We start from the raw sequence: 18,649 nt of genomic DNA, 5'->3' as shown, positions 1-18,649 counted from the left end.
AGCTCATCCATCATGAGCTTGTTTTTATTAACCGATAATATCCGGCCATAGTCATTAGATAGTAAATCAAATAAATAATGAGATACGCACCAAGAAACATCGTAAAGGGGACCTGCAATGATATCTGTAAAAAGTCTGATATCAAATAGGTAATCATTGCACTATGGCTGATGGCGGGGAGCAATGGCAGAAAAAACACAAAGCCCACTTGTCGTGCAACCGTCTTTTTTATTTCCTTTTCCGGAATGCCGATTTTTCCAAGAATCTGATAACGGGCTTTATCAGATGTGGCTTCCATCAACTGTTTGAAATAGATAATGCTTCCGGTGGCAGCGATAAACACTAGACCAAGAAATCCTCCAATAAAGATTAATAGGCCATAGGTTTCAAGACCGTAATGATATTTTCCGTAATAGCTCGAAAAGATTGGGTTATTGTCATTAAACTCCATCGGTTTAACAATCTTGTTGATTTTCGCATCTAAATTTTTCAAAGATTTTTCATTAGCAATTTTAAAGATGTGCAGATACTGTTGTGAGGTTCCCTTTTTTAATATTTCATATTGAGAATCGCTGATGACGAGTGGGAAAAGCATTTCCCCCTGATTAACAAATGAATACGCCTCATATGCGGTAATCGTTAATTTTTCACCACTTGGAAGCACCAGTTCTTTTCCTGTGTACGGATCAGATTTTGCGTCTAAGTTTCCATCAAAGAAGGCTGCTGCCTCATTACTCTTTACTTGGAGGGATTCGTTTTTCCCTCTCTTCTCCATTAATTCCTGGTAGTTTTTTTCAGAAATCAACATCGTCTGAAAGAAATCAGGAACCCTTTCCATATCGGACAAATCCGGCTGAATAGGAAGATACTCGAGATTGTATTGATAGCTTAGCTTTCCAGATGAATCTCTTTGAATCAAATTCTCTATTTCCTTGTTTACTTGCTCATCCTTCATATTAAACATATAGCTATATGGATTTTGCTCTTTTGTTAACTTTTCAATCTGATAATAAAATCCCAGAATGGTCCCGCAAGCGCAAAGTGTCACACTGGTTAATAGGGAAATCACAGTCAAAATAAGGACATTTCCTTTAAGACGGTATAATAAATTGGTGACCCCAAGTAAGTTCTTCCCTGTCAAATAAACCGAGTGCACTCTCTGTATTAGCCTTAACAAATACGTTACCAAGGAATTAATAAAAAAGTACGACCCTGCAACCAAGAAAATTACTGCAGCTGCAAGCCTTAAACCCGTATTATTAATAATCACGAAAGATTCAGGATTCCAGAATAACACGTAAGAAATTCCGATTAGAACAATGGCTAATAAACTTGTGACGATCGAGCCATTGGCCATCCTCTCTCCTTTACGGTCAGCTTTAAATAACTCGGCAAGCGAAAAGCGATATATTAATCGGAAGCTATGGATGGAGGTTACCAATAATATGATAAGAAACACCACAATTGTCTGCAGCAGTGCCTTGCTTGATAGTGTAAAAGACACTTCGAGTGAAAAGCCCATTAACTTAAAAATTATCATCATGAACAACTTCGAAAATAATATCCCGCCCCCAATACCAACAACTAAAGCCAGAGCCCCGATAATCATATTTTCATAAAAAAGAAGCAGGCCTATTTTTTTCTTGCTCATTCCATATAAGGCGTATAAACCGACTTCTTTTTTTCGCATCCTCGTAAAAAACGAATTTGAATACCATATGAAAACACCCGAGAAAATCATGAGAATCATAGATGCTGCCAAAAAAGCTGACTCCAGTTTTCCAAGCGTAACCGTGCTATCTAGAAGCTGCTGATTGTATTGAAACGAAACAAATGTAAAGTATATGGCCGTACTAAAGACGATCGAATAAAGATAGAGCAAGTATTGGTGGATGTTTCGGATGATATTCTTTCTAGCAAGTTTAGAGAGCGTCATATTGCCCGCCTCCTATACTGGAGAGAATATCTAAAATTTGCCCGAAAAGCTGCTTTCGCGAGTGCTCACCCTTTCGAATTTCGGTGAAAAGTGTTCCATCTTTAATAAACACAACACGAGAACAAAAGCTAGCGGCATAAGGGTCGTGGGTAACCATAAGGATGGTTGCCTCCTGCTCCTTATGTAGTTCCGATAAAGTTTCCAGCAAATAATAGGCTGACTTTGAATCCAGTGCGCCGGTAGGCTCATCAGCAAATAGGATCTTTGGCTGGCCGATGATTGCTCGGCATACAGCGGTCCTTTGCTGCTGCCCTCCTGAAATTTCATACGGGAACTTTTCCAAAATTTCTTCAATCCCGAACTTTCGTACCACTTCTCGAACTAATCTTTTCATTTCCATTTTCGGAGTTTTACTAAAGGTCAGCGGAAGGAGAATATTCTCTTCCACTGTTAAAGTATCCAGGAGGTTATAATCCTGAAAAATAAACCCCATTTGATCTCTTCTGAAATCAGTGAGCTCTGCTTCCTTCATGTTTGTCAGGCTGTTTCCGTTGAAATGAAGGAGGCCGGAGGTTGGCTTCTCAATGGTTGAAAGAACATTTAGCAGGGTGGATTTCCCTGCACCTGATGGCCCCATGACTGCGACGAATTCTCCCTTAGTAATGGTTAAATCTATATTGTGTAAAGCGGTGTAAGAGTTCCTTTTTGTGCCAAACACCTTGTTTATCCCTTTTGCTTCTAATATTAATTCCATATATATCACCCATTTCTAATATCCTTAGTTTTATCATAGGAAATTAATGGCTTTTTTTCCATAATCAATCCTTACGAAAATCGAAGTGAACCTTACATTTTTGTAAGGAAGAGCAGGAAATGATGGTTGCATTATATTAGCATGCTAGGTGATAATGAGTATTGGGTTTCATTTAGTGGAATTTGGATTTATTTGAAGGAGTTGACATCCTTTGCAGAAAAAGACTGCTTTACCGATTCTATTTGTTGTCATGTTTTTAGTAATGGTCGGGTTTGGCATCATCATCCCGGTCCTGCCATTTTATGCGGAGGAAATGGGGGCTAATCCTACAGAACTTGGGCTGTTAATGGCAGTCTATTCCTTGATGCAGCTGATCTTTGCACCAATGTGGGGGCGCCTATCTGACCGAATTGGCCGAAAACCGGTCATGATGATAGGGATTACTGGTCTTGCCCTTTCATTCTTTATTCAAGCGATTTCAACCGAGCTTTGGATGCTGTTTGTCGCCAGAATTTTAGGAGGAATACTTTCATCCGCTAATATGCCTACTGCAATGGCATACGTTGCTGACATTACAACGGAAGAGAACCGCGGAAAAGGAATGGGCATCATCGGTGCTGCGGTTGGCCTTGGCTTTGTTTTTGGACCGGCTGTCGGCGGTATTTTTTCTAAAATCAGCTTGAGTATGCCTTTTTTCCTTGCTAGCGGATCCGCAGCCATCACCCTTGTACTTGTATTTCTTTTATTAAAGGAGTCAAAACACGTAACAGGACAGGCTTCTGAAGAAAAAAGCTCCATCTGGAAAGCCTTTACCCGTGAAGTTTCCGTCTTATTTTTCGTACAATTATTCATTTCCTTATCCCTTTCAGGTTTGGAAGCCACTTTTGCCTATTTTGCTGCTGAAAAAGCGGGTCTTGATTCAACACAACTGGGCTATATCTTCATGATTATGGGGTTTGGCGGCGCGCTGGTACAAGGAGGACTTGTAGGCAGGTTAACAAAGAAATATGGAGAAAGTGCCGTTATTCAAGGTGGAATGATTGTTTCTGCCATTGGGTTTGGGCTTATACTACTTGTAGATAATTTTACGACAGCGGCAATCTATTTAACCATTTTTGGATTAGGAAATGGCGTAATCCGGCCAAGTGTTTCTTCACTGCTGACGAAGACATCATCCGCAGGACATGGAAGTTCAACTGGGCTTTTGTCATCCTTTGACTCGTTGGGCCGTATTATTGGACCGCCGCTTGGAGGCTGGCTGTTTTCGCTGGCGATTGGTCTACCTTATATTTCAGGCGCTATAATCACCATCCTGGCATTTTTCATGTTTTTATTTTTCAGGCCGCGTGTGAAACCTGCAAACATTTAAAAGCTAAAGGCATATGTTCATCGGACGAGCATAAAATGGGTTACGAGAATTCATTTATTAAAGGAGCTCGGAACGCATGAAAATAAAAACCTACTTAATTGTCTGCGGTTTGCTAATTACCATTGGTTTAAGTGCCTATCTGGATTCACCATATTCTTTTATAAACAAAAAATTGTCCTATACAGCTGATCAACCGGTCCATGCGGTTCAAGCCAGCGTAGAGCCGCCGGAGGATATGCCGGAGATGGTAGAGAAAATGGTGAAACGTGAAAAAAAGGATGGTTATATTCTTGAAACTTATCAGGAGTATGAGGTTTATAAAGACGAGGATGGAAATATAACCGAAGAAGTGCCCACCTCCAAGACAGAGATATTAAAATATTATGATTATAGAAATAAGGACCGCTAAAATAGCGGTCCTTATTTTAATAAAATATCCATCCATACCTTTATGGCCACTGCCAAAATCAATATCCCCATTATCATTTGCAGAATTTTAGTATTCATTCTCTTCCCTGCATTAGCACCAATTGGCGCCGCCAGTAAGCTGGCCACAACCAGTATCAGCGCAGGTAAAAGGTCGACGTGACCGGTAGTGATTTTACCGGTAATCGAACCAATAGATGAAATAAGGGTAATCGCCAATGATGAGGCGATGGTCATCCGGGTCGGTATCTTTAAAACAACAAGCATGATTGGCACCAAAAGGAAAGCACCTCCCGCCCCCACAATGCCGGCTCCAATCCCGACGATAAATGCCAATATTGCCCCCAGCCATTTATTAAATTGGACTTGATCGAGCGGAATATTATCAATCCCTTTTTTCGGGATAAAAATCATAATGACAGCAATTAAAGCAAGAATACCGTATACAATATTTATGCCGCTTTCGGGCAATTGCGAAGATACGAATCCCCCAATAAAACTACCAAGCAAAATACTGATCCCCATATAGGCAATAAGAATTTTATTTAAATAATCGCCCTTCCGGTAGGCTAAAACACCCCCGATTGTGGCAAAAAATACCTGGATGGCCGTTATTCCTGAAACCTCGTGTGCTGTAAAATGGCCGATACCAAGCGCCGGAGGAATATACAAAAGCATCGGAAAATTTATGATGGCTCCGCCTATTCCCAACATACCCGATAGAAATGCACCTACGAATCCGATAATAAAAACTGTAATGATAAAACTAATTTCCATGACTGCCCCCTAAAAGTAAGGAACAATTTAGTCCCTTCCCATAATAAATATTACAGGTTGATGCCCAGTTGCACAAGAAATGTTTGTCTGACCAAACATAAATACCCATATAGGTATTTATTTGAAAAAAAATAAAAGAGGGCACCTCCACTCTTGTTACCGGCTTTTCACGAGTAGATTTACGGCCTCTTTTACCAGATCTTCCATGTTTTTATTCCCTTGCTCTTCTGCCTTTTTTACGCACTCCACCAAATTGGAGCTTACAATAACACCAATTGTACGATCAATGGCAGTTCTAGAAGCAGATAGTTGGGTAATAACGTCTTTGCAGTCCTTGTTTTCTTCCATCATTTTTAATATTCCGCGCAACTGGCCTTCAATACGTTTGACTCTATTTTTAATTTGATCATTATAGTCCAAATCACTTACCTCCTAATAAAAACAAGCATTGACATGATTTATATTATACCCGCAAAGGTATATTGTCAACCTACTTAAAATTAGTTGCATCTCTCCATGATTTAACTCTTCCATATTCACCTAATTTTTATGACCCCATATGATAAAAATAAACGTTAACTATTGATATTTAAGGGAGATAATGTATAATTCATAGTATAACTATAGGAATTAAGGGATAGGAGGACTAAAGCGTGATGCGTTTTTTTAAAAACCTTTTCGTTGAACATTGTCCGAAATGCAATAAAGAGTTGGAAACGCATAAATCCAATTTATTAAGCTCAGTTGTCGTAAAATCCTGTCCAGAGCAGCATTATCAGAAAGAATATCATCCAGCTTTTGAAACATATATTGAAAGCGATACTGTCTCCTAATAGGCGGAGCTTCACAGCTCCGCTCATTATAGTTTTTATTACATATGAATTTTTCGTTTATTTAGAGATAATGTACATTTCTTTTTGGAATTTTTCTAATATCTCTTCAAAGGGGGAATGAATTAAAAGAGGAAACAGATCTTCGAGGGCTTCATAATAGTCCTGTCCTAACAACTCGCGCAAAATCACATACCTTTGAAACAGCAGGGCTATTTCAAAGTCAATGCCCATGTCATATAAACCATTAAACAAGTCTTCTTTTGGTAATTTTCTTATTTTCCTCAGAATCTTTTCATTTTTTTCGATAAATTTTTCATGGAGATAGTGGGTTACATAGTCTGTATAAATCATTTGCCCGATTTCATTTGTTTCTTTTTTGGAATGATTAAAGCCGATGACACGGTCTTCCTTTTTTTCCTGTAGGATAAATGTTTTATTGCCGCTTAAATGGGTGATGAAATTCTTCACACTTTTATCAAAAATTTTATCAAACTGGATGATTTGATGTAGTTTTACTGCAAAATCCTTATGTTCCTCCCCTACGACGAATAACCGGTCTACAATCGGCAACAGCTTTAAAACCCCTTCAGAAAGCTTGCTGGATGCATCATAAATGATAATATCATGTTTTTTCTTCATCGCTTTGACTTTTCGCTTTTGTTCCGTTAATGTCAGTTTGGCGAACTCATGGATCAATTCGTTCGAACAATCTTCCTTTTCTAGACTCCCATATGATATAAAAGCGACGGATAAATTTGTGTTTGTCTTAAGCCAATTATAGATCGATAATGACAGTTCAGTTACACCTGATTTTGCTTTCGGGGAATAAAACCCGACCAAATACATTTTTCTCACCTGCCTTATAGTTATTCATATTCAGATGTGAACTATTTGGTTGGACAAACTCCCATTCTTACAAAACGCTTTCTTGGTCCACTTCTATTTACAAACACCCCCGTTAAAAATTTTTCAAAAGACAATCCCATTTTCCTATGTTTTGCATTTACTATACCTGAGAGGAGATGAATAGACGAATGAGCGATAAAACATTTCATCAATTTGCCCATGAATTAGTAAATGAAGAAGTGAATGTTGTTACAACTCAAGGAAATTTTGAAGGAAGGCTTCTTTTAGTCGGTTCAGATATTATTGTCCTGCAAAATAGAATGGCTGCACGGCGCAGAATTATCATTAGAATTCTCGAAATCGTAGCACTGTTCCGAGCAGAAATCCGGCCAACAGGCCCATTTGGCTTTATGGGCGCCGCTCCTGAGTTTGAGGAATCCCATGAAAGCCGTGATCACGAGCACAACTAATCATGTAAAAATCCGCATTAAAAATACATGTTTGTCTATACGCCGTAAAACCTTCAGACATACCCTGTAGTAAAGAATGTTGGAGGTGATATGTATGAGCGGCGGCGGCGGAGCAGGATTTGCTTTAATCGTAGTTCTGTTTATTTTGTTGATTATTGTTGGTGCAAGCTTTATGGGCGGTTACTTTTATTAATAAATACCGTTAATATGGTAATCCACCATAAAAGACGATCTATTTGCAAAAATAGATCGTCTTTTTCATTCTTTCAAGCTGATATTTTAATATCTTTTTTGCTAATATAAAAGATAATTAAGATAAGTTATAGATGGCAGGGTGATATACATGGAGAAAGAGTTTTATAATCGGATGGGTAGTCAAGAACAGTTGCTGTTTAATCGTCTTTCAAACTATCAGGAAGTATACTGGTCGAATGGCAAGCTTGAGAAATATCAGATGGGAATCGAAAAATGTACGTTAACTTGGAATGATGTTGACGATGCGGAAAAGCGTCTGGAGCGCTTTGCTCCCTATATTGCAAAAGTGTTTCCAGAAACTCAGAATACAGGCGGCATAATCGAATCTCCGTTAGTAAAAATTCCAAGCATGCAACAAAAAATGGAACAAGATTTAGGGCAGCGAATTTCGGGTGATCTTTGGTTAAAATGTGACAGCCATCTTCCTATTTCAGGATCCATTAAGGCTAGAGGCGGCATTTACGAGGTTTTAAAACATGCGGAAAAATTAGCTTTGAGTCAAAGGCTTATAACAATGGATGACGATTACTCGGTTTTAGACAGTGACCAATTTCGTGGTTTTTTCTCGCAATATTCGATTGCAGTCGGTTCCACCGGTAATCTCGGTTTGAGCATTGGTATTATGAGCGCAAAGCTAGGTTTTAACGTTACTGTACATATGTCTGCGGACGCCAAACAGTGGAAAAAAGATTTGCTGCGTTCAAAAGGGGTAACAGTGGTTGAATACGAATCGGACTACAGCAAAGCGGTCGAGGAGGGCCGACGTCAGGCCGAGGCTGACCCGTCCTGTCATTTTATTGATGATGAGAATTCCCAAGATTTATTTCTAGGTTATGCCACTGCTGCATTGCGGTTAAAAAATCAATTACAAGAATTAAAGATAGCTGTAGATGAAAATCATCCATTATTTGTATACCTGCCATGCGGTGTTGGCGGAGGGCCAGGCGGTGTGGCTTACGGTCTAAAGCTACTGTTTAAAGATAATGTTCACTGTTTCTTTGCCGAACCCACTCATTCCCCATGTATGCTGCTGGGAATGATGACAGGCCTTCATGACCAAATTTCCGTGCAGGATATTGGACTAGATAATCTTACCGACGCAGATGGACTTGCTGTCGGCAGACCTTCCGGCTTTGTAGGGAAAATCATCGAGCCATTTTTAAGCGGAATTTATACGGTTAGTGATGTGAGGCTGTATAAACTGCTGAAGGATTTGGCAGACTCGGAAAATATTTATTTAGAACCCTCTGCATTAGCCGGGATGATTGGTCCTGTGTGGCTGGCTGGTGAGGCTTCGGATTATCTGAGCAGGCATGGGTTATCTGAAAAGTTGAGCCAAGGTACGCACATTGTTTGGGCGACTGGTGGAAGTATGGTGCCAAAGGAAATGATGGAGAAGTATTATCAAAAAGGTGTTAATTCATAAGTTCAGGGCCGCTGAATATGGTTGCGGCCCTTTTTAAAGTACCCCAAATTGGGCAATATGACTTCCAAAAGCTATATCTTTCCTTGGAAAATTCGACTCTTCTTTTAACAGTTTTGCCAGCATAATTAAAGCTTCATTAATAAAAAGACCTTTATTCAACATGACGCAATCCGCCCTCTTGGCCTGAGACACGTCGGTAATTTCCGACCGTGCCGCTATTCCCTTTTTCGTCAGTTTCTCTAAAACACCCGTTGCCCAAATAACAGGGACATGAGCAGCAGAACAGATCGTGAGGATTTCTTCCTGAACAAATGACAGGTTTTCGGGGCCAACCTCTACGGCCAAGTCACCTCGGGCAATCATAATCCCAAATTTATTAAAGTTTAACCCTTCGATGATGATTCTTGATAGTTGATGAATGGCGTCCTTGGTTTCAATTTTCGCTACAACGGCCAAATCCCCTGCTGCTTTTCGATCCAATTCCACCCTTAATTTTCTTAAATCCTGCGGTGAATGTACGAAGGAAATACCTGCAATGTCGGCATGTTTGGTGACAAAGCTTAAATCCTGAATATCTTTTTCAGTTAAGGCGGGAACATTTAAGCTAAGTAGTGAATCAGGTAAATTTATCCCCTTCCCTGGTTTGACCTGGTATGGGGCGATTGCCGGTGACAGGATTTCAACTTCCACGTACTCTTTTGTTACGTGGTGAACAATTCCCATAATTTTTCCGTCATCGATGAAAATTCGGTCTTTGGCACGGACATTTCGAAATGCTTTCACCAGCGTCACCGGAACTCCAGCAGGTTGATCTGTTGTTTCTTGATGTCCAATTTGCTGGGGATCCAGATATAATCTTAATGTATCGCCTTTTTTGACAAAAATATTAGCGGATTGCAAGTCACCAATCCGCACCTTTGGGCCAGCCAGATCCATGAAAATTTTGCATGTCCGGCCTTGATAGTTACCTTCGTCCCTCAGTTTATTTTCCGCATTCCGCAATGCTCCGATAATTTGCAACCAAACCTCCGGATGATGGTGGGCACAATTGATTCTGGCAACATTCATCCCATTTAATAGTAAACTCTCCATTAGGACGGGCTCATGGATACTCTTTGCATCCAAGGTGACCATGATGGAGGATTGCAGGCCAGGGTTGGTGTTTCCAAAGAGTCCGTAGGTGCGGTGTTGCACGTTTTGCCTTGCAGCTTCCGGTGTCGGAGCGTGGAGGCTTGACGATGGAATTACCTGAGCATCCAAGTTTTTTAATATTTTTTCTAATGTATATAATACATGGGGCGCCGAGCGGTCAAGTGCTGCCAATCCTTTGTTTGTTAATTGTTCGCTGATTTCTGAGGTTAATTTTTTCCTTAAAGACAAATAGGCAATTAGGTTATCCCGACTTTCCACGAAGTTCGTTACTGGGAAATTTTTGCTGGCATTTTCGCTTTCCTGTTTGACCTGATAATCTATACTCAACAGTTGTTGGGTGAAATCTGGAGAATTAATGGAAACCACTCTTATTCTCTCCTTATTGATATATTTAATTAAGGAGTAATCGGATGTTATATTGGTTACCCTCGTATTCGTTGTATTTATGGCATAAAAATTCATTATCATAAAATTGTATGCAACGACGCAGGGAGCGATGTATGTACAGCATCTTACTTTGGTCACTTGCAAAAAAGACAAAAAGCAGCACCAGCCCAAAAACCTACCTCCGGTACTGCTTATACCCAACTTAAACCTGCTTATTCTTCCCTGTCCACCCGCTCAAATCCTTCCCCATCAACGCGTCCTCCAGCAGTTCCGGCAGGAGCTCCGGAGTACACCCGAAACAAGGAATCCCCATCGCAGCCAATCTCCTAGCATTGCTCTCATCATAACTAGGAACACCCTTATCAGAAAGTGCCAATAACGCAATCACCTTTACACCTGATTCGCGCATCTCCTTCATTCGGCGCAGCATCCCCGCCTGATTACCACCCTCATACAAATCCGATATCAATATAAAGATGGTTTTTCCAGGATCACTAATAAATTGCTCACAATAGGCAAGCGATTTATTGATGTCCGTACCCCCGCCAAGCTGGATGCCAAATAACATATCGACCGGGTCTTCCTTGCATCTTTCCGATAAATCCAAAATCTCGGTATCAAAAGCAACCACATGCGTCTTAAGCGCCGGAATACTCGCAAAAATGGAGCCAATGATTGAAGCGTAAATCACCGAATCGGCCATCGACCCACTTTGGTCAATATCCAAAATGATATTCCATTGACTGCTTTTTCGCTTATGGTTGAAAAAATAAAACCGCTCCGGAATAATTATTTTTCGATCCAAATCATAATGCTTCAAATTCCGCTGGATTGTATATTTCCAGTCAATATAATTTGCCCCGCTTGGCACAGTGGATCGCTTTTGCCGATTGATCGCTCCCTTCACCGCACGCTGCACATCGTTTTCAAGAAGAAGCTTAATTTCCTCGACAACAGCCCTGACCAATTCCCGAGCGGTATCCTTTGTCCGCTCGGGAATTTTTCCTTTTAACGTCATTAATGTGGCGACCATTTCAATACTTGGCTTCACATTTCGAAGGGTTTCGGGCTCAAATAATAGTTGGGACAAGCCTTTCCTCTCGATAGCGTCTGCTTGTATCACCGAAACAACATCATCCGGAAAAAAAGTCCGAACGTCGCCGAGCCATTTTGATAGGTGGTATCCCCCAGACTGTCCGAGCCCTGCTCCTTTTCCCTGGTCATAAAGTGCTGCAAGGGCTTCGTCCATCAACACCTCTTCCGCCGATAACAATGAACCTCCATCAAGACCTGTCTGAAATTGCGATTCTGAAGCATTTCCCAATACCAAGCGCCAGCGTTTCATTTTTTCCTTCATGTCCATTTTAAAAGTCTCCAAAGTCAAATTCGTTCAATTCATCGAGAATCGTTTCTTCGGCTTCGGTAAGCGATTCATTTAAATACTCACTTACTTGAAGCTCGTCAAATCCCCAAATTCCACCTAAAATTTCTGCCACCTTCCCTCGGTCAGATGCGGAGAAGTTAGTAAAAGAGCGACGCAGGAACACAAGGGCGCGACGAAACTCTTCATCAGACAAGGTAGCAATGTAACGATCCATATTCTCCCATAGGTAGATCCGCGACAACAACGCGTATTTATTGCTCATGCACAGACCCTCGAACCAACTCGCTCCAAGGTCGGCCGGAATCCCGGGCGAAAGCCTTCGGGAAACCTCCTCCTCCAGCGTCAGTGAATCTATTATGTTTTTCTCCAGCAACAATCCACAGGCATACCCGGATAACAATGGATTAAGGTCGTCACGTAAATACAATTCAGTCAGTTTCTCGAACCAAAGTTTTTCATCCACATGCTCAAATAGTTCCCGGGCTGTCTCATTCATTACCTGAATGGCTTTCATCATGACTTTTGCCCGTTCATCATCACATGCCGCTGCCCCCAAAATCAAAAGCGTTCCTCGTAGAAATAGCCGCTCAACCAAGGGAATCAGCGTTTTTGTATCAAATCGTCTGACATCACCGAATTGAATTACTCGGCTTAATTCGTTAATCGCCTCGGCATTTTCCACAAAATCAACCGAATCAACGGCAAGACTCATTACCGTCTCTCTTGCTGCCTCAAGCATCTCCAGCATTCCGCACATATAGCTGATGCGGACAAGAAGGGCGGCTGCTCCGACGTGCTCGCAGGTATTCAGGTTTTCCCTTATTCGATAAGCGGCTGCAAGCTCAAGCGTTTCCCCGAGCAGTGTCGATTCGACAAGCTGAATTTCAACCTCCGGGTTATACCGCAAACTCCAATTTTCAGCCCACGAGGCGTGCTCCTGTTGAACATTTAATGGCTGTGCAAATTGAATTCCCAGCACCTGCAACTGATGGAAAAAAAACGAGCGATGCAAATCTAAAAACGCTGCAGCTTGACTTTTTACTCTTCGATTCTCACGCAAATCCAATTGGATGACTGCAGCAGTATTGGTCCGATATTTTACAAGCTTCAAATCTTTTAATCTTCTTAAAAAATCCTCCTGGATTGGGGTTTGCGATACCCCATCAGGAAGTTCTCCTATTTCGTTTCCGATTTCTACCTTTACGCAGGCATCAACAATTCTTGAAAAATCACCCCGGCCCATGCAGACAGTTGCAGCATCCCGTAAATCCTTTAGCGTTGGTGTGCTGTTCCTAAACGATGCTAAGGCATTGGCCAACCGGACCCCCTCCAACACCTCGGCGGTCGAACAATGATTTCCCGATGCCCGCAGTTCGGAAACAATTTTTATAAGATATTGTGAAGAAAGACGCTCCCAATCTCTCCGCTTAAGGCACTCCCACAACATTTGAAAATAAGCAGGCGCATGGTTCCCGGCGCCATATCCAGATTGTGAGGAAAGCTTATAATTGGAATAGGGCATTAAGGTGGTACTGATTTCTCTGTTTGGCAGTGTGTTAAAATCTACCTCAGGGAGCGAATCCGCCAAAAGTGCCGGAACATGGAACGCACCTGTTATAACGACCACTTTATCGGGCCGATGGCCCGCTTCTATTATTCTTTCAATCTGCCGGCTCATATACGATTCCCTGACCCGATGGTACTCCAGTTCAGCCTCGCTGTCTATTTGCTCCTCTAAATTTCGTAATTGAACAGCAAAGCTCTCCATTGCCGAATTAAAGTCTTCCAAACTGCGAATTTGTTCAAATGACCTCTCCCAAAAGGTTTCATAATCGGACTCACCGGCAAGCTTGGCGATGGTTTCATAAATATTCACCCGATCTACTTGACTTATATCATCGGCCATTAGCTTTTTTCGAGGATAGCAAACCGACATACTGCTTGGCAAATCAATAAATTCAACATGAACATGATGCCTTGAAGCCCACATCATCGCCCGGTACTCCGGAGAATATTCTGCCAGCGGATAAACGATTGTTTCGACCGGCAGCTCCTTCGTATACGCCATCATTGCAATCGGAGGTTTTGTTTCCACACGTGTAATGTCGGCAATTAATCCGGTCAGATCAGATGGCCCTTCAATTAATACTGCGCTCGGTTGAATCTCATTCAATAACGTCTCCAGATGATAGGAAGCGGCCGGTGACAGGTGCCTGACACCAAAAACATTCGGTTTCATCGCTGATTCAGCTCACTGCAGGCCAGATACAATTTCCGCCATTCCGAGCCCTTTTTCTTCATGACATTTTCGAGGTATTCTTTCCAAACCAATTGGTCCTTCTCCTCATCCTTTACAATCGTTCCCTGCAGACCTGCAGCAATGTCTTCCTCTGTAATCACACCAGAGCCAAAGCTTCCGGATAGTGCCATGCTGTTGGTCAGCAAGGAAATCGCTTCTGCTGTTGAAATCACCCCGCTTGGTGATTTTAGTTTTTCTTTACGGTCAAGACTCATCCCGGAGCGAAGTTCACGAAAGATGGTGACCACCCTCTCTATCAGTTCCGCGGCCGGCGGATCTGCATGTAATTGATGCTGAGCGGAAAGCTCAGCAACCCGTTTCCTGACAATATTTACCTCCGTTTCCATATCCGAAGGCGTCGGCAATACCAAAATATTAAAACGTCTTTTCAAGGCGGCAGACATTTCGTTGACTCCCCGGTCTCTTGTGTTAGCAGTTCCAATCACGGAAAATCCTCTTACTGCCGATACATCCTCATCTAGTTCAGGGATGCTGATTGTTTTTTCTGATAGAATCGAAATCAGCGCATCCTGGACTTCTGAAGCACAGCGGGATATTTCTTCAAAACGGGCGATGGTTCCCGTTTCCATTGCGCGAAAAATGGGGCTCTTCACCAACGCTTCCCGGGTCGGGCCATTGGCCAGGAGCATCGCGTAGTTCCACGAATATTTCACTTGATCCTCGGTCGTTCCGGCAGTTCCCTGGATAACTTTCCCGGAATCAGCATGAATTCCTGCCGCAAGCAGTTCCGAAAGCATCGATTTGGCTGTCCCTGGCTCACCAATCAACAACAGAGCCCTGTCAGTCATTAAAGAAGCAATAGCCATTTCAATCAGGCGCCGGCTGCCGATGTATTTAGGCGTGATCTCCAGTGCACCAGCTTTTCCACCGGCAATAAAGGTAAGCACGGATTTCGGCGACAGCTTCCAGCCGTTCGGAACAGTGCCGCTGTCATGCTTTTTTAGTTCAAGTAATTCCTCCTCATAAAGCTTCTCAGCCGGCAAACGCAATAACTCCGCCATCAAATTTCCCCCTTATGGTTTAAATAATAGACAATTTCCTGTAACCTGCTTTTTATTCGATCATTATCTATTTCATTTTCAGCAATTCTTCTAATTTCCTCTGCATATTTTTTCGGTAAGGCACACAACATCCCTAAGTTGGTAATAATCCAGCCATGATGAAACTGGACAGACTTCATATTGACATCTGTTTTTTTCAACACATCCATTAAAACGTCAAACACCTTTTCATAACCAATTTGGATAAGCGAAACCATTACTCCAGTTCCTCTCTTGCTCGAAAAATAAGGATTTATGGCAAGCTTGTCCAATAAATACTGAAGATGCTTTTGACTCATCACTCTTTTCGGGAGGCGAAAGACAAGCTGTTCTTCATCAAGCTCCATTAACACGTCAACCCAGCGCTCATCCCATTCCTTTCCTACCAGCCTATGCTCAGTAACAGGTTTATCGCCATATCCCGCATATTGGTTTTTCAGAAACCTTTCATCATATCCCCTTAGTTCCGGAATAAAGTAGATGAAGTTGTCCATCGTAGCAAGAATCGCATTGCCTCCGGGGTCTTTGCGCGACCGTTTTGCATATCTTGAGAAATGGTCAAACACTTCCTCTTTGGACCTTATGTACAGGCTAGCTTGCAGGGATAAATCAGCAAGCCCGGCCAAGCGGGGAATTTGATGAACCTTCTCAACAAATTCAAGCGTTTCAAACCCACCTTCGTTAAGTAAACTAACAGCAGCAACTCTTGCAAGGGAGCTCGGAATATCCCGATTTTCAATGATTTCTTGTAAAAATTGGCCAGTTTCCAGGTTTGGAACAGGTCTGAAACAGAATAGCACAGCGTGAAGCCGTTTTACTTTTTCCTCCTCTTTTGTTTCGAGGAAGTCATTAAGTAATCCCTTGGCATAACCCAGCAGGGATTCTTTTAATCTATCAGAACCAAATCTGGCTAGATGAATCACGGTATCATGGTCACGGCCTTCCAATGCCTTCAGCAAAAATTGGACTGCTTTCGCACTATCCCGCTTCACTAATGACTCAAATGCAGCTCTCCTTGTATCCGGCTTTTTCGCCATCGCATACTCCAGCAAAAGTTCCTCCGCAGCATCATACAGATATAAAATCTCCAGCGCGGCGATTCGTACCTGCTCGGACCCTTTTTCCACACATTCTATATAAAACGGGAGGCCTTCTTCTTTTAAAATTCCACTGATAACCCGTAACCGTCTACCGTCAGCTTTTTTCCCTTTGATTGAAAAAGTAGATTGAACCATCGGCAGCACGGCCATACCGAAGTCTGGCAATACTTTTTCCGAGATAAAATCAGCCAGCTGGAGATTGCTGTCGCCCAAAGCGGAAATAAGCGGCTGAATCAAGCGAAGGTCGTTTAAAGAGCCTGACTGGTAGGCCTGCTCAATCACCTCTGAACGGCTGGAGCCCTTTGTTGTCAACGCTTCCAAGATTGGTTTTAATTTTTGATAGCCAATATTGGTTGGGAATTCGTGCACGGTACCCGTAGTAACCAAATCCCCGTCAACCCCTGTTTTCCCCATCGTATACATGACGGATGTGAGTAGTTCAGCTAACTCCAGCAATTGATTTGAAGAATCCCCGCCATCTGTCAAAGATTCTGTTAACATTGCCAGCCTTCCGAAAACCGCCGATTTTTCTCCAAGTTTCATAAGAACCGGTACTTTTTTCTTTAGACTCATATCGCCTGCAGCCAGGTCGCTCCCGGCAATCATCAATCGTTTTAAGTCATCGTGTAAATCCTGCAAGATTGGTAGACTCATACTGTTTCTCCCCCGTTAACCCAATAATCGGACAATCCGTTTTGGCGTGATCATCGTTAGAGGCTTTGCCGACAACGCACCTGTCCCTAGTTCATGATAAAATTGGACGAGCATCGCACCATCGACTAAATCCTGATTTGACAATAAATCTATTATGCTAAGAGTATCAATTTCGGCAGGCGTTCCATTTGTCAGTGTCAGCCTTGTGCCGTCCTTTCCATCTAACACCCACTGTTCATCAACTTTGCCGACTTTGGAAAAAGAAATAAGCGCCACCGGATACTTATCCGCAAGCGGAAGCCTTAATTGTCCACGCACCTGCTTAAGCACTTCGGTTACATTCTGTTTTGCCATGCTAATGATCTTCTTTGTTTGTGGCGCCGGACCTAACTGATACTCCTCCCAGCGTATCCTCCGGTTACCTTCGCCCGGGTAAATAAATAACTCCTTTATGCTGGCAACAGGAAAAATCGAATCATCTTCTTTAATATGCTTGGCGGCACGATAAGGGCGGTAATTTTTTGAGAAATATAGTTGTCCATCCGCTAAATCAAGCCATACACCCAGATCAATAAATTCCTTGCGGGCATCACTTTTGATTATCGAGAAGGATAATTGAACCAATTCGACATCTGTCTTGGTCATCCCTTGTTCGCGCAGCTCTGCCAGCTGCCAAATATGACCTAACTTCTCCTCAATGCTTGTCCCGGTGTCAGGCACCAGAGCCTGGTCCTCAAGCCTCTTGGTAAGATGCTCTTTACCTTTCTTGGTTATAGAATACAGAAGTAATACTTTTTCAAAAGCTAGTGAAAAGATTTCCTCTTCAGAAAGATTCTGCTGCCAAATGAATTGAAATTCCCGCAGTTCATTTTGCAATTCTTTTAAATAATAATTTCCTAACTGCTTGGCCGTTTCCTCAAGCCCTTTCAGTTTTTTGACATCAATCGAGGCAAATCCAGCTCGAACAATCTGCTGCAACTGGCGGTCCAATACATCTAGTCCTTCTAGCTGCGCCTTTAGTTTCTTCGTTAAAGCAGACTTGTTTACCTTGTGGGTGTTTGTTGGCTGCTCCTTCTTTTTCTCCCTACGGACAGCTGCTTTTGCCCGTTTGGCAATGATATCTTCCGGAATCGGTGCTGTCGTAAAATTAGCCCCGTTTAAAAAACTATACAGCAGCCCAAGCGAATGCTTACAGGGGAATTGCCTACTAGGACAGGTACAGCGGGCAGTGGGTGTTTCCCCAAAAAAATCGACCGAGGTTAGATAATTGTTTTTCCCGCTTCCGATACATTCGCCAAACAAAACGCTTCCGTCTTCACTTTTTTGAAGGACAACGAATTGATTTTTCTTCACTAATCCCCAGCCATTTTTTACAGCTGAAGCATTCGGCGCCAAAGAATCTACATACTCTTCTGTAAATGTCAGCATATCCTACTCCCTCACAAACCTATAATTATAGATTCATTATACCTTATCGAAAGAGGTTGTTTGAACTACACCTTTACAATATGTGGTAAAAA

At 42.2% G+C, this 18,649-nt stretch carries 17 protein-coding genes; 6 read left to right on the top strand and 11 right to left on the bottom strand.

All coding sequences use genetic code 11. The features are described 5' to 3' along the window. Nucleotides 1-10 precede the first annotated feature (10 nt). Nucleotides 11-1,936: an FtsX-like permease family protein gene (locus tag V5M37_RS13100; RefSeq protein ID WP_423802313.1), complete on the bottom strand. Its 1,926-nt coding sequence runs from the start codon at nucleotides 1,934-1,936 to the stop codon at nucleotides 11-13. Further along, nucleotides 1,923-2,690, bottom strand: a complete 768-nt coding sequence (locus V5M37_RS13095) for an ABC transporter ATP-binding protein (protein WP_423802312.1) — start codon at nucleotides 2,688-2,690, stop codon at nucleotides 1,923-1,925. Before V5M37_RS13095 ends, V5M37_RS13100 begins: the two co-directional genes overlap by 14 nt. A gap of 211 nt (nucleotides 2,691-2,901) precedes the next feature. On the opposite strand from V5M37_RS13095, the gene V5M37_RS13090 reads away from it, so the two are divergent. Together V5M37_RS13090 and V5M37_RS13085 are read left to right on the top strand one after the other, a co-directional pair. Next, the gene (locus V5M37_RS13090; protein WP_423802311.1) at nucleotides 2,902-4,059 is read left to right on the top strand and encodes an MFS transporter; all 1,158 of its coding nucleotides are present in this window, start codon (nucleotides 2,902-2,904) and stop codon (nucleotides 4,057-4,059) included. Between the two features lie 76 nt (nucleotides 4,060-4,135). Then, the gene (locus V5M37_RS13085) at nucleotides 4,136-4,468 is read left to right on the top strand and encodes a hypothetical protein (protein ID WP_423802310.1); all 333 of its coding nucleotides are present in this window, start codon (nucleotides 4,136-4,138) and stop codon (nucleotides 4,466-4,468) included. Nucleotides 4,469-4,479: 11 nt separating this feature from the next. On the opposite strand, the gene V5M37_RS13080 is transcribed toward V5M37_RS13085, so the two are convergent. Beyond that, on the bottom strand, nucleotides 4,480-5,262 hold the full coding sequence (locus V5M37_RS13080; protein ID WP_423802309.1) for a sulfite exporter TauE/SafE family protein: 783 nt from the start codon (nucleotides 5,260-5,262) through the stop codon (nucleotides 4,480-4,482). A 156-nt stretch (nucleotides 5,263-5,418) separates the two neighbouring features. Continuing rightward, a complete protein-coding gene (locus V5M37_RS13075) occupies nucleotides 5,419-5,682 on the bottom strand; it encodes a metal-sensitive transcriptional regulator (RefSeq protein WP_423802308.1) in 264 nt (87 codons plus the stop codon). A 233-nt stretch (nucleotides 5,683-5,915) separates the two neighbouring features. Between V5M37_RS13075 and V5M37_RS13070 the strand changes: the two genes are divergently transcribed. Further along, a complete protein-coding gene (locus V5M37_RS13070; protein WP_213141340.1) occupies nucleotides 5,916-6,095 on the top strand; it encodes a hypothetical protein in 180 nt (59 codons plus the stop codon). A 57-nt stretch (nucleotides 6,096-6,152) separates the two neighbouring features. Here the strand turns inward: V5M37_RS13070 and V5M37_RS13065 are convergent, their stop codons facing one another. After that, nucleotides 6,153-6,941, bottom strand: coding sequence for a hypothetical protein (locus V5M37_RS13065; protein ID WP_423802307.1), 789 nt, complete (start codon nucleotides 6,939-6,941; stop codon nucleotides 6,153-6,155). A 188-nt stretch (nucleotides 6,942-7,129) separates the two neighbouring features. Here V5M37_RS13065 and V5M37_RS13060 point away from each other — a divergent pair, with 188 nt between their 5' ends. The 3 genes from V5M37_RS13060 (at nucleotide 7,130) to V5M37_RS13050 (ending at nucleotide 9,092) form a co-directional block, all read left to right on the top strand. Further along, nucleotides 7,130-7,411: a DUF2642 domain-containing protein gene (locus V5M37_RS13060; RefSeq protein ID WP_217036543.1), complete on the top strand. Its 282-nt coding sequence runs from the start codon at nucleotides 7,130-7,132 to the stop codon at nucleotides 7,409-7,411. A gap of 94 nt (nucleotides 7,412-7,505) precedes the next feature. Next, nucleotides 7,506-7,604: a YjcZ family sporulation protein gene (locus V5M37_RS13055; RefSeq protein ID WP_241113772.1), complete on the top strand. Its 99-nt coding sequence runs from the start codon at nucleotides 7,506-7,508 to the stop codon at nucleotides 7,602-7,604. A 150-nt stretch (nucleotides 7,605-7,754) separates the two neighbouring features. Beyond that, on the top strand, nucleotides 7,755-9,092 hold the full coding sequence (locus V5M37_RS13050; protein WP_423802306.1) for a D-serine ammonia-lyase: 1,338 nt from the start codon (nucleotides 7,755-7,757) through the stop codon (nucleotides 9,090-9,092). 33 nt (nucleotides 9,093-9,125) lie between these two features. On the opposite strand, the gene V5M37_RS13045 is transcribed toward V5M37_RS13050, so the two are convergent. The 6 genes from V5M37_RS13045 to V5M37_RS13020 all read right to left on the bottom strand — a co-directional run bounded on the left by V5M37_RS13045 (nucleotide 9,126) and on the right by V5M37_RS13020 (nucleotide 18,557). After that, complete coding sequence (locus tag V5M37_RS13045) at nucleotides 9,126-10,610, bottom strand: pyruvate kinase (RefSeq protein ID WP_423802305.1); 1,485 nt, start codon at nucleotides 10,608-10,610, stop codon at nucleotides 9,126-9,128. Nucleotides 10,611-10,833: 223 nt separating this feature from the next. Further along, on the bottom strand, nucleotides 10,834-11,994 hold the full coding sequence (locus V5M37_RS13040; RefSeq protein WP_423802304.1) for a VWA domain-containing protein: 1,161 nt from the start codon (nucleotides 11,992-11,994) through the stop codon (nucleotides 10,834-10,836). Between the two features lies 1 nt (nucleotide 11,995). Beyond that, nucleotides 11,996-14,254, bottom strand: coding sequence for a DUF5682 family protein (locus V5M37_RS13035; RefSeq protein WP_423802303.1), 2,259 nt, complete (start codon nucleotides 14,252-14,254; stop codon nucleotides 11,996-11,998). Continuing rightward, a complete protein-coding gene (locus V5M37_RS13030; protein WP_423802302.1) occupies nucleotides 14,251-15,336 on the bottom strand; it encodes an AAA family ATPase in 1,086 nt (361 codons plus the stop codon). Before V5M37_RS13030 ends, V5M37_RS13035 begins: the two co-directional genes overlap by 4 nt. Beyond that, complete coding sequence (locus V5M37_RS13025) at nucleotides 15,336-17,129, bottom strand: HEAT repeat domain-containing protein (RefSeq protein WP_423802301.1); 1,794 nt, start codon at nucleotides 17,127-17,129, stop codon at nucleotides 15,336-15,338. The genes V5M37_RS13030 and V5M37_RS13025 overlap by 1 nt, the downstream gene beginning before the upstream one ends. Before the next feature lie 15 nt (nucleotides 17,130-17,144). Beyond that, entirely contained in the window at nucleotides 17,145-18,557 is a 1,413-nt protein-coding gene (locus V5M37_RS13020; RefSeq protein ID WP_423802300.1) for an SWIM zinc finger family protein, read from the bottom strand. Nucleotides 18,558-18,649: the final 92 nt, after the last annotated feature.

The sequence above is a fragment of the Neobacillus sp. SAB-20_R2A genome (assembly GCF_049568635.1).
Lineage (GTDB): Bacteria > Bacillota > Bacilli > Bacillales > Cytobacillaceae > Neobacillus > Neobacillus citreus.
Note: the sequence above shows the minus strand (reverse complement) of the source record. Positions and strands in the feature narration are given on the sequence as shown.

What these genes read in the sequence shown, in the direction of transcription:
- V5M37_RS13100 (WP_423802313.1), bottom strand. Translation starts at nt 1,936, where the DNA reads ATGACGCTCTCTAAACTTGCTAGAAAGAATATCATCCGAAACATCCAC.
- V5M37_RS13095 (WP_423802312.1), bottom strand. Translation starts at nt 2,690, where the DNA reads ATGGAATTAATATTAGAAGCAAAAGGGATAAACAAGGTGTTTGGCACA.
- V5M37_RS13085 (WP_423802310.1), top strand. Translation starts at nt 4,136, where the DNA reads ATGAAAATAAAAACCTACTTAATTGTCTGCGGTTTGCTAATTACCATT.
- V5M37_RS13080 (WP_423802309.1), bottom strand. Translation starts at nt 5,262, where the DNA reads ATGGAAATTAGTTTTATCATTACAGTTTTTATTATCGGATTCGTAGGT.
- V5M37_RS13065 (WP_423802307.1), bottom strand. Translation starts at nt 6,941, where the DNA reads ATGTATTTGGTCGGGTTTTATTCCCCGAAAGCAAAATCAGGTGTAACT.
- V5M37_RS13060 (WP_217036543.1), top strand. Translation starts at nt 7,130, where the DNA reads ATGAGCGATAAAACATTTCATCAATTTGCCCATGAATTAGTAAATGAA.
- V5M37_RS13055 (WP_241113772.1), top strand. Translation starts at nt 7,506, where the DNA reads ATGAGCGGCGGCGGCGGAGCAGGATTTGCTTTAATCGTAGTTCTGTTT.
- V5M37_RS13050 (WP_423802306.1), top strand. Translation starts at nt 7,755, where the DNA reads ATGGAGAAAGAGTTTTATAATCGGATGGGTAGTCAAGAACAGTTGCTG.
- V5M37_RS13040 (WP_423802304.1), bottom strand. Translation starts at nt 11,994, where the DNA reads ATGGACATGAAGGAAAAAATGAAACGCTGGCGCTTGGTATTGGGAAAT.
- V5M37_RS13035 (WP_423802303.1), bottom strand. Translation starts at nt 14,254, where the DNA reads ATGAAACCGAATGTTTTTGGTGTCAGGCACCTGTCACCGGCCGCTTCC.
- V5M37_RS13030 (WP_423802302.1), bottom strand. Translation starts at nt 15,336, where the DNA reads ATGGCGGAGTTATTGCGTTTGCCGGCTGAGAAGCTTTATGAGGAGGAA.
- V5M37_RS13025 (WP_423802301.1), bottom strand. Translation starts at nt 17,129, where the DNA reads ATGAGTCTACCAATCTTGCAGGATTTACACGATGACTTAAAACGATTG.
- V5M37_RS13020 (WP_423802300.1), bottom strand. Translation starts at nt 18,557, where the DNA reads ATGCTGACATTTACAGAAGAGTATGTAGATTCTTTGGCGCCGAATGCT.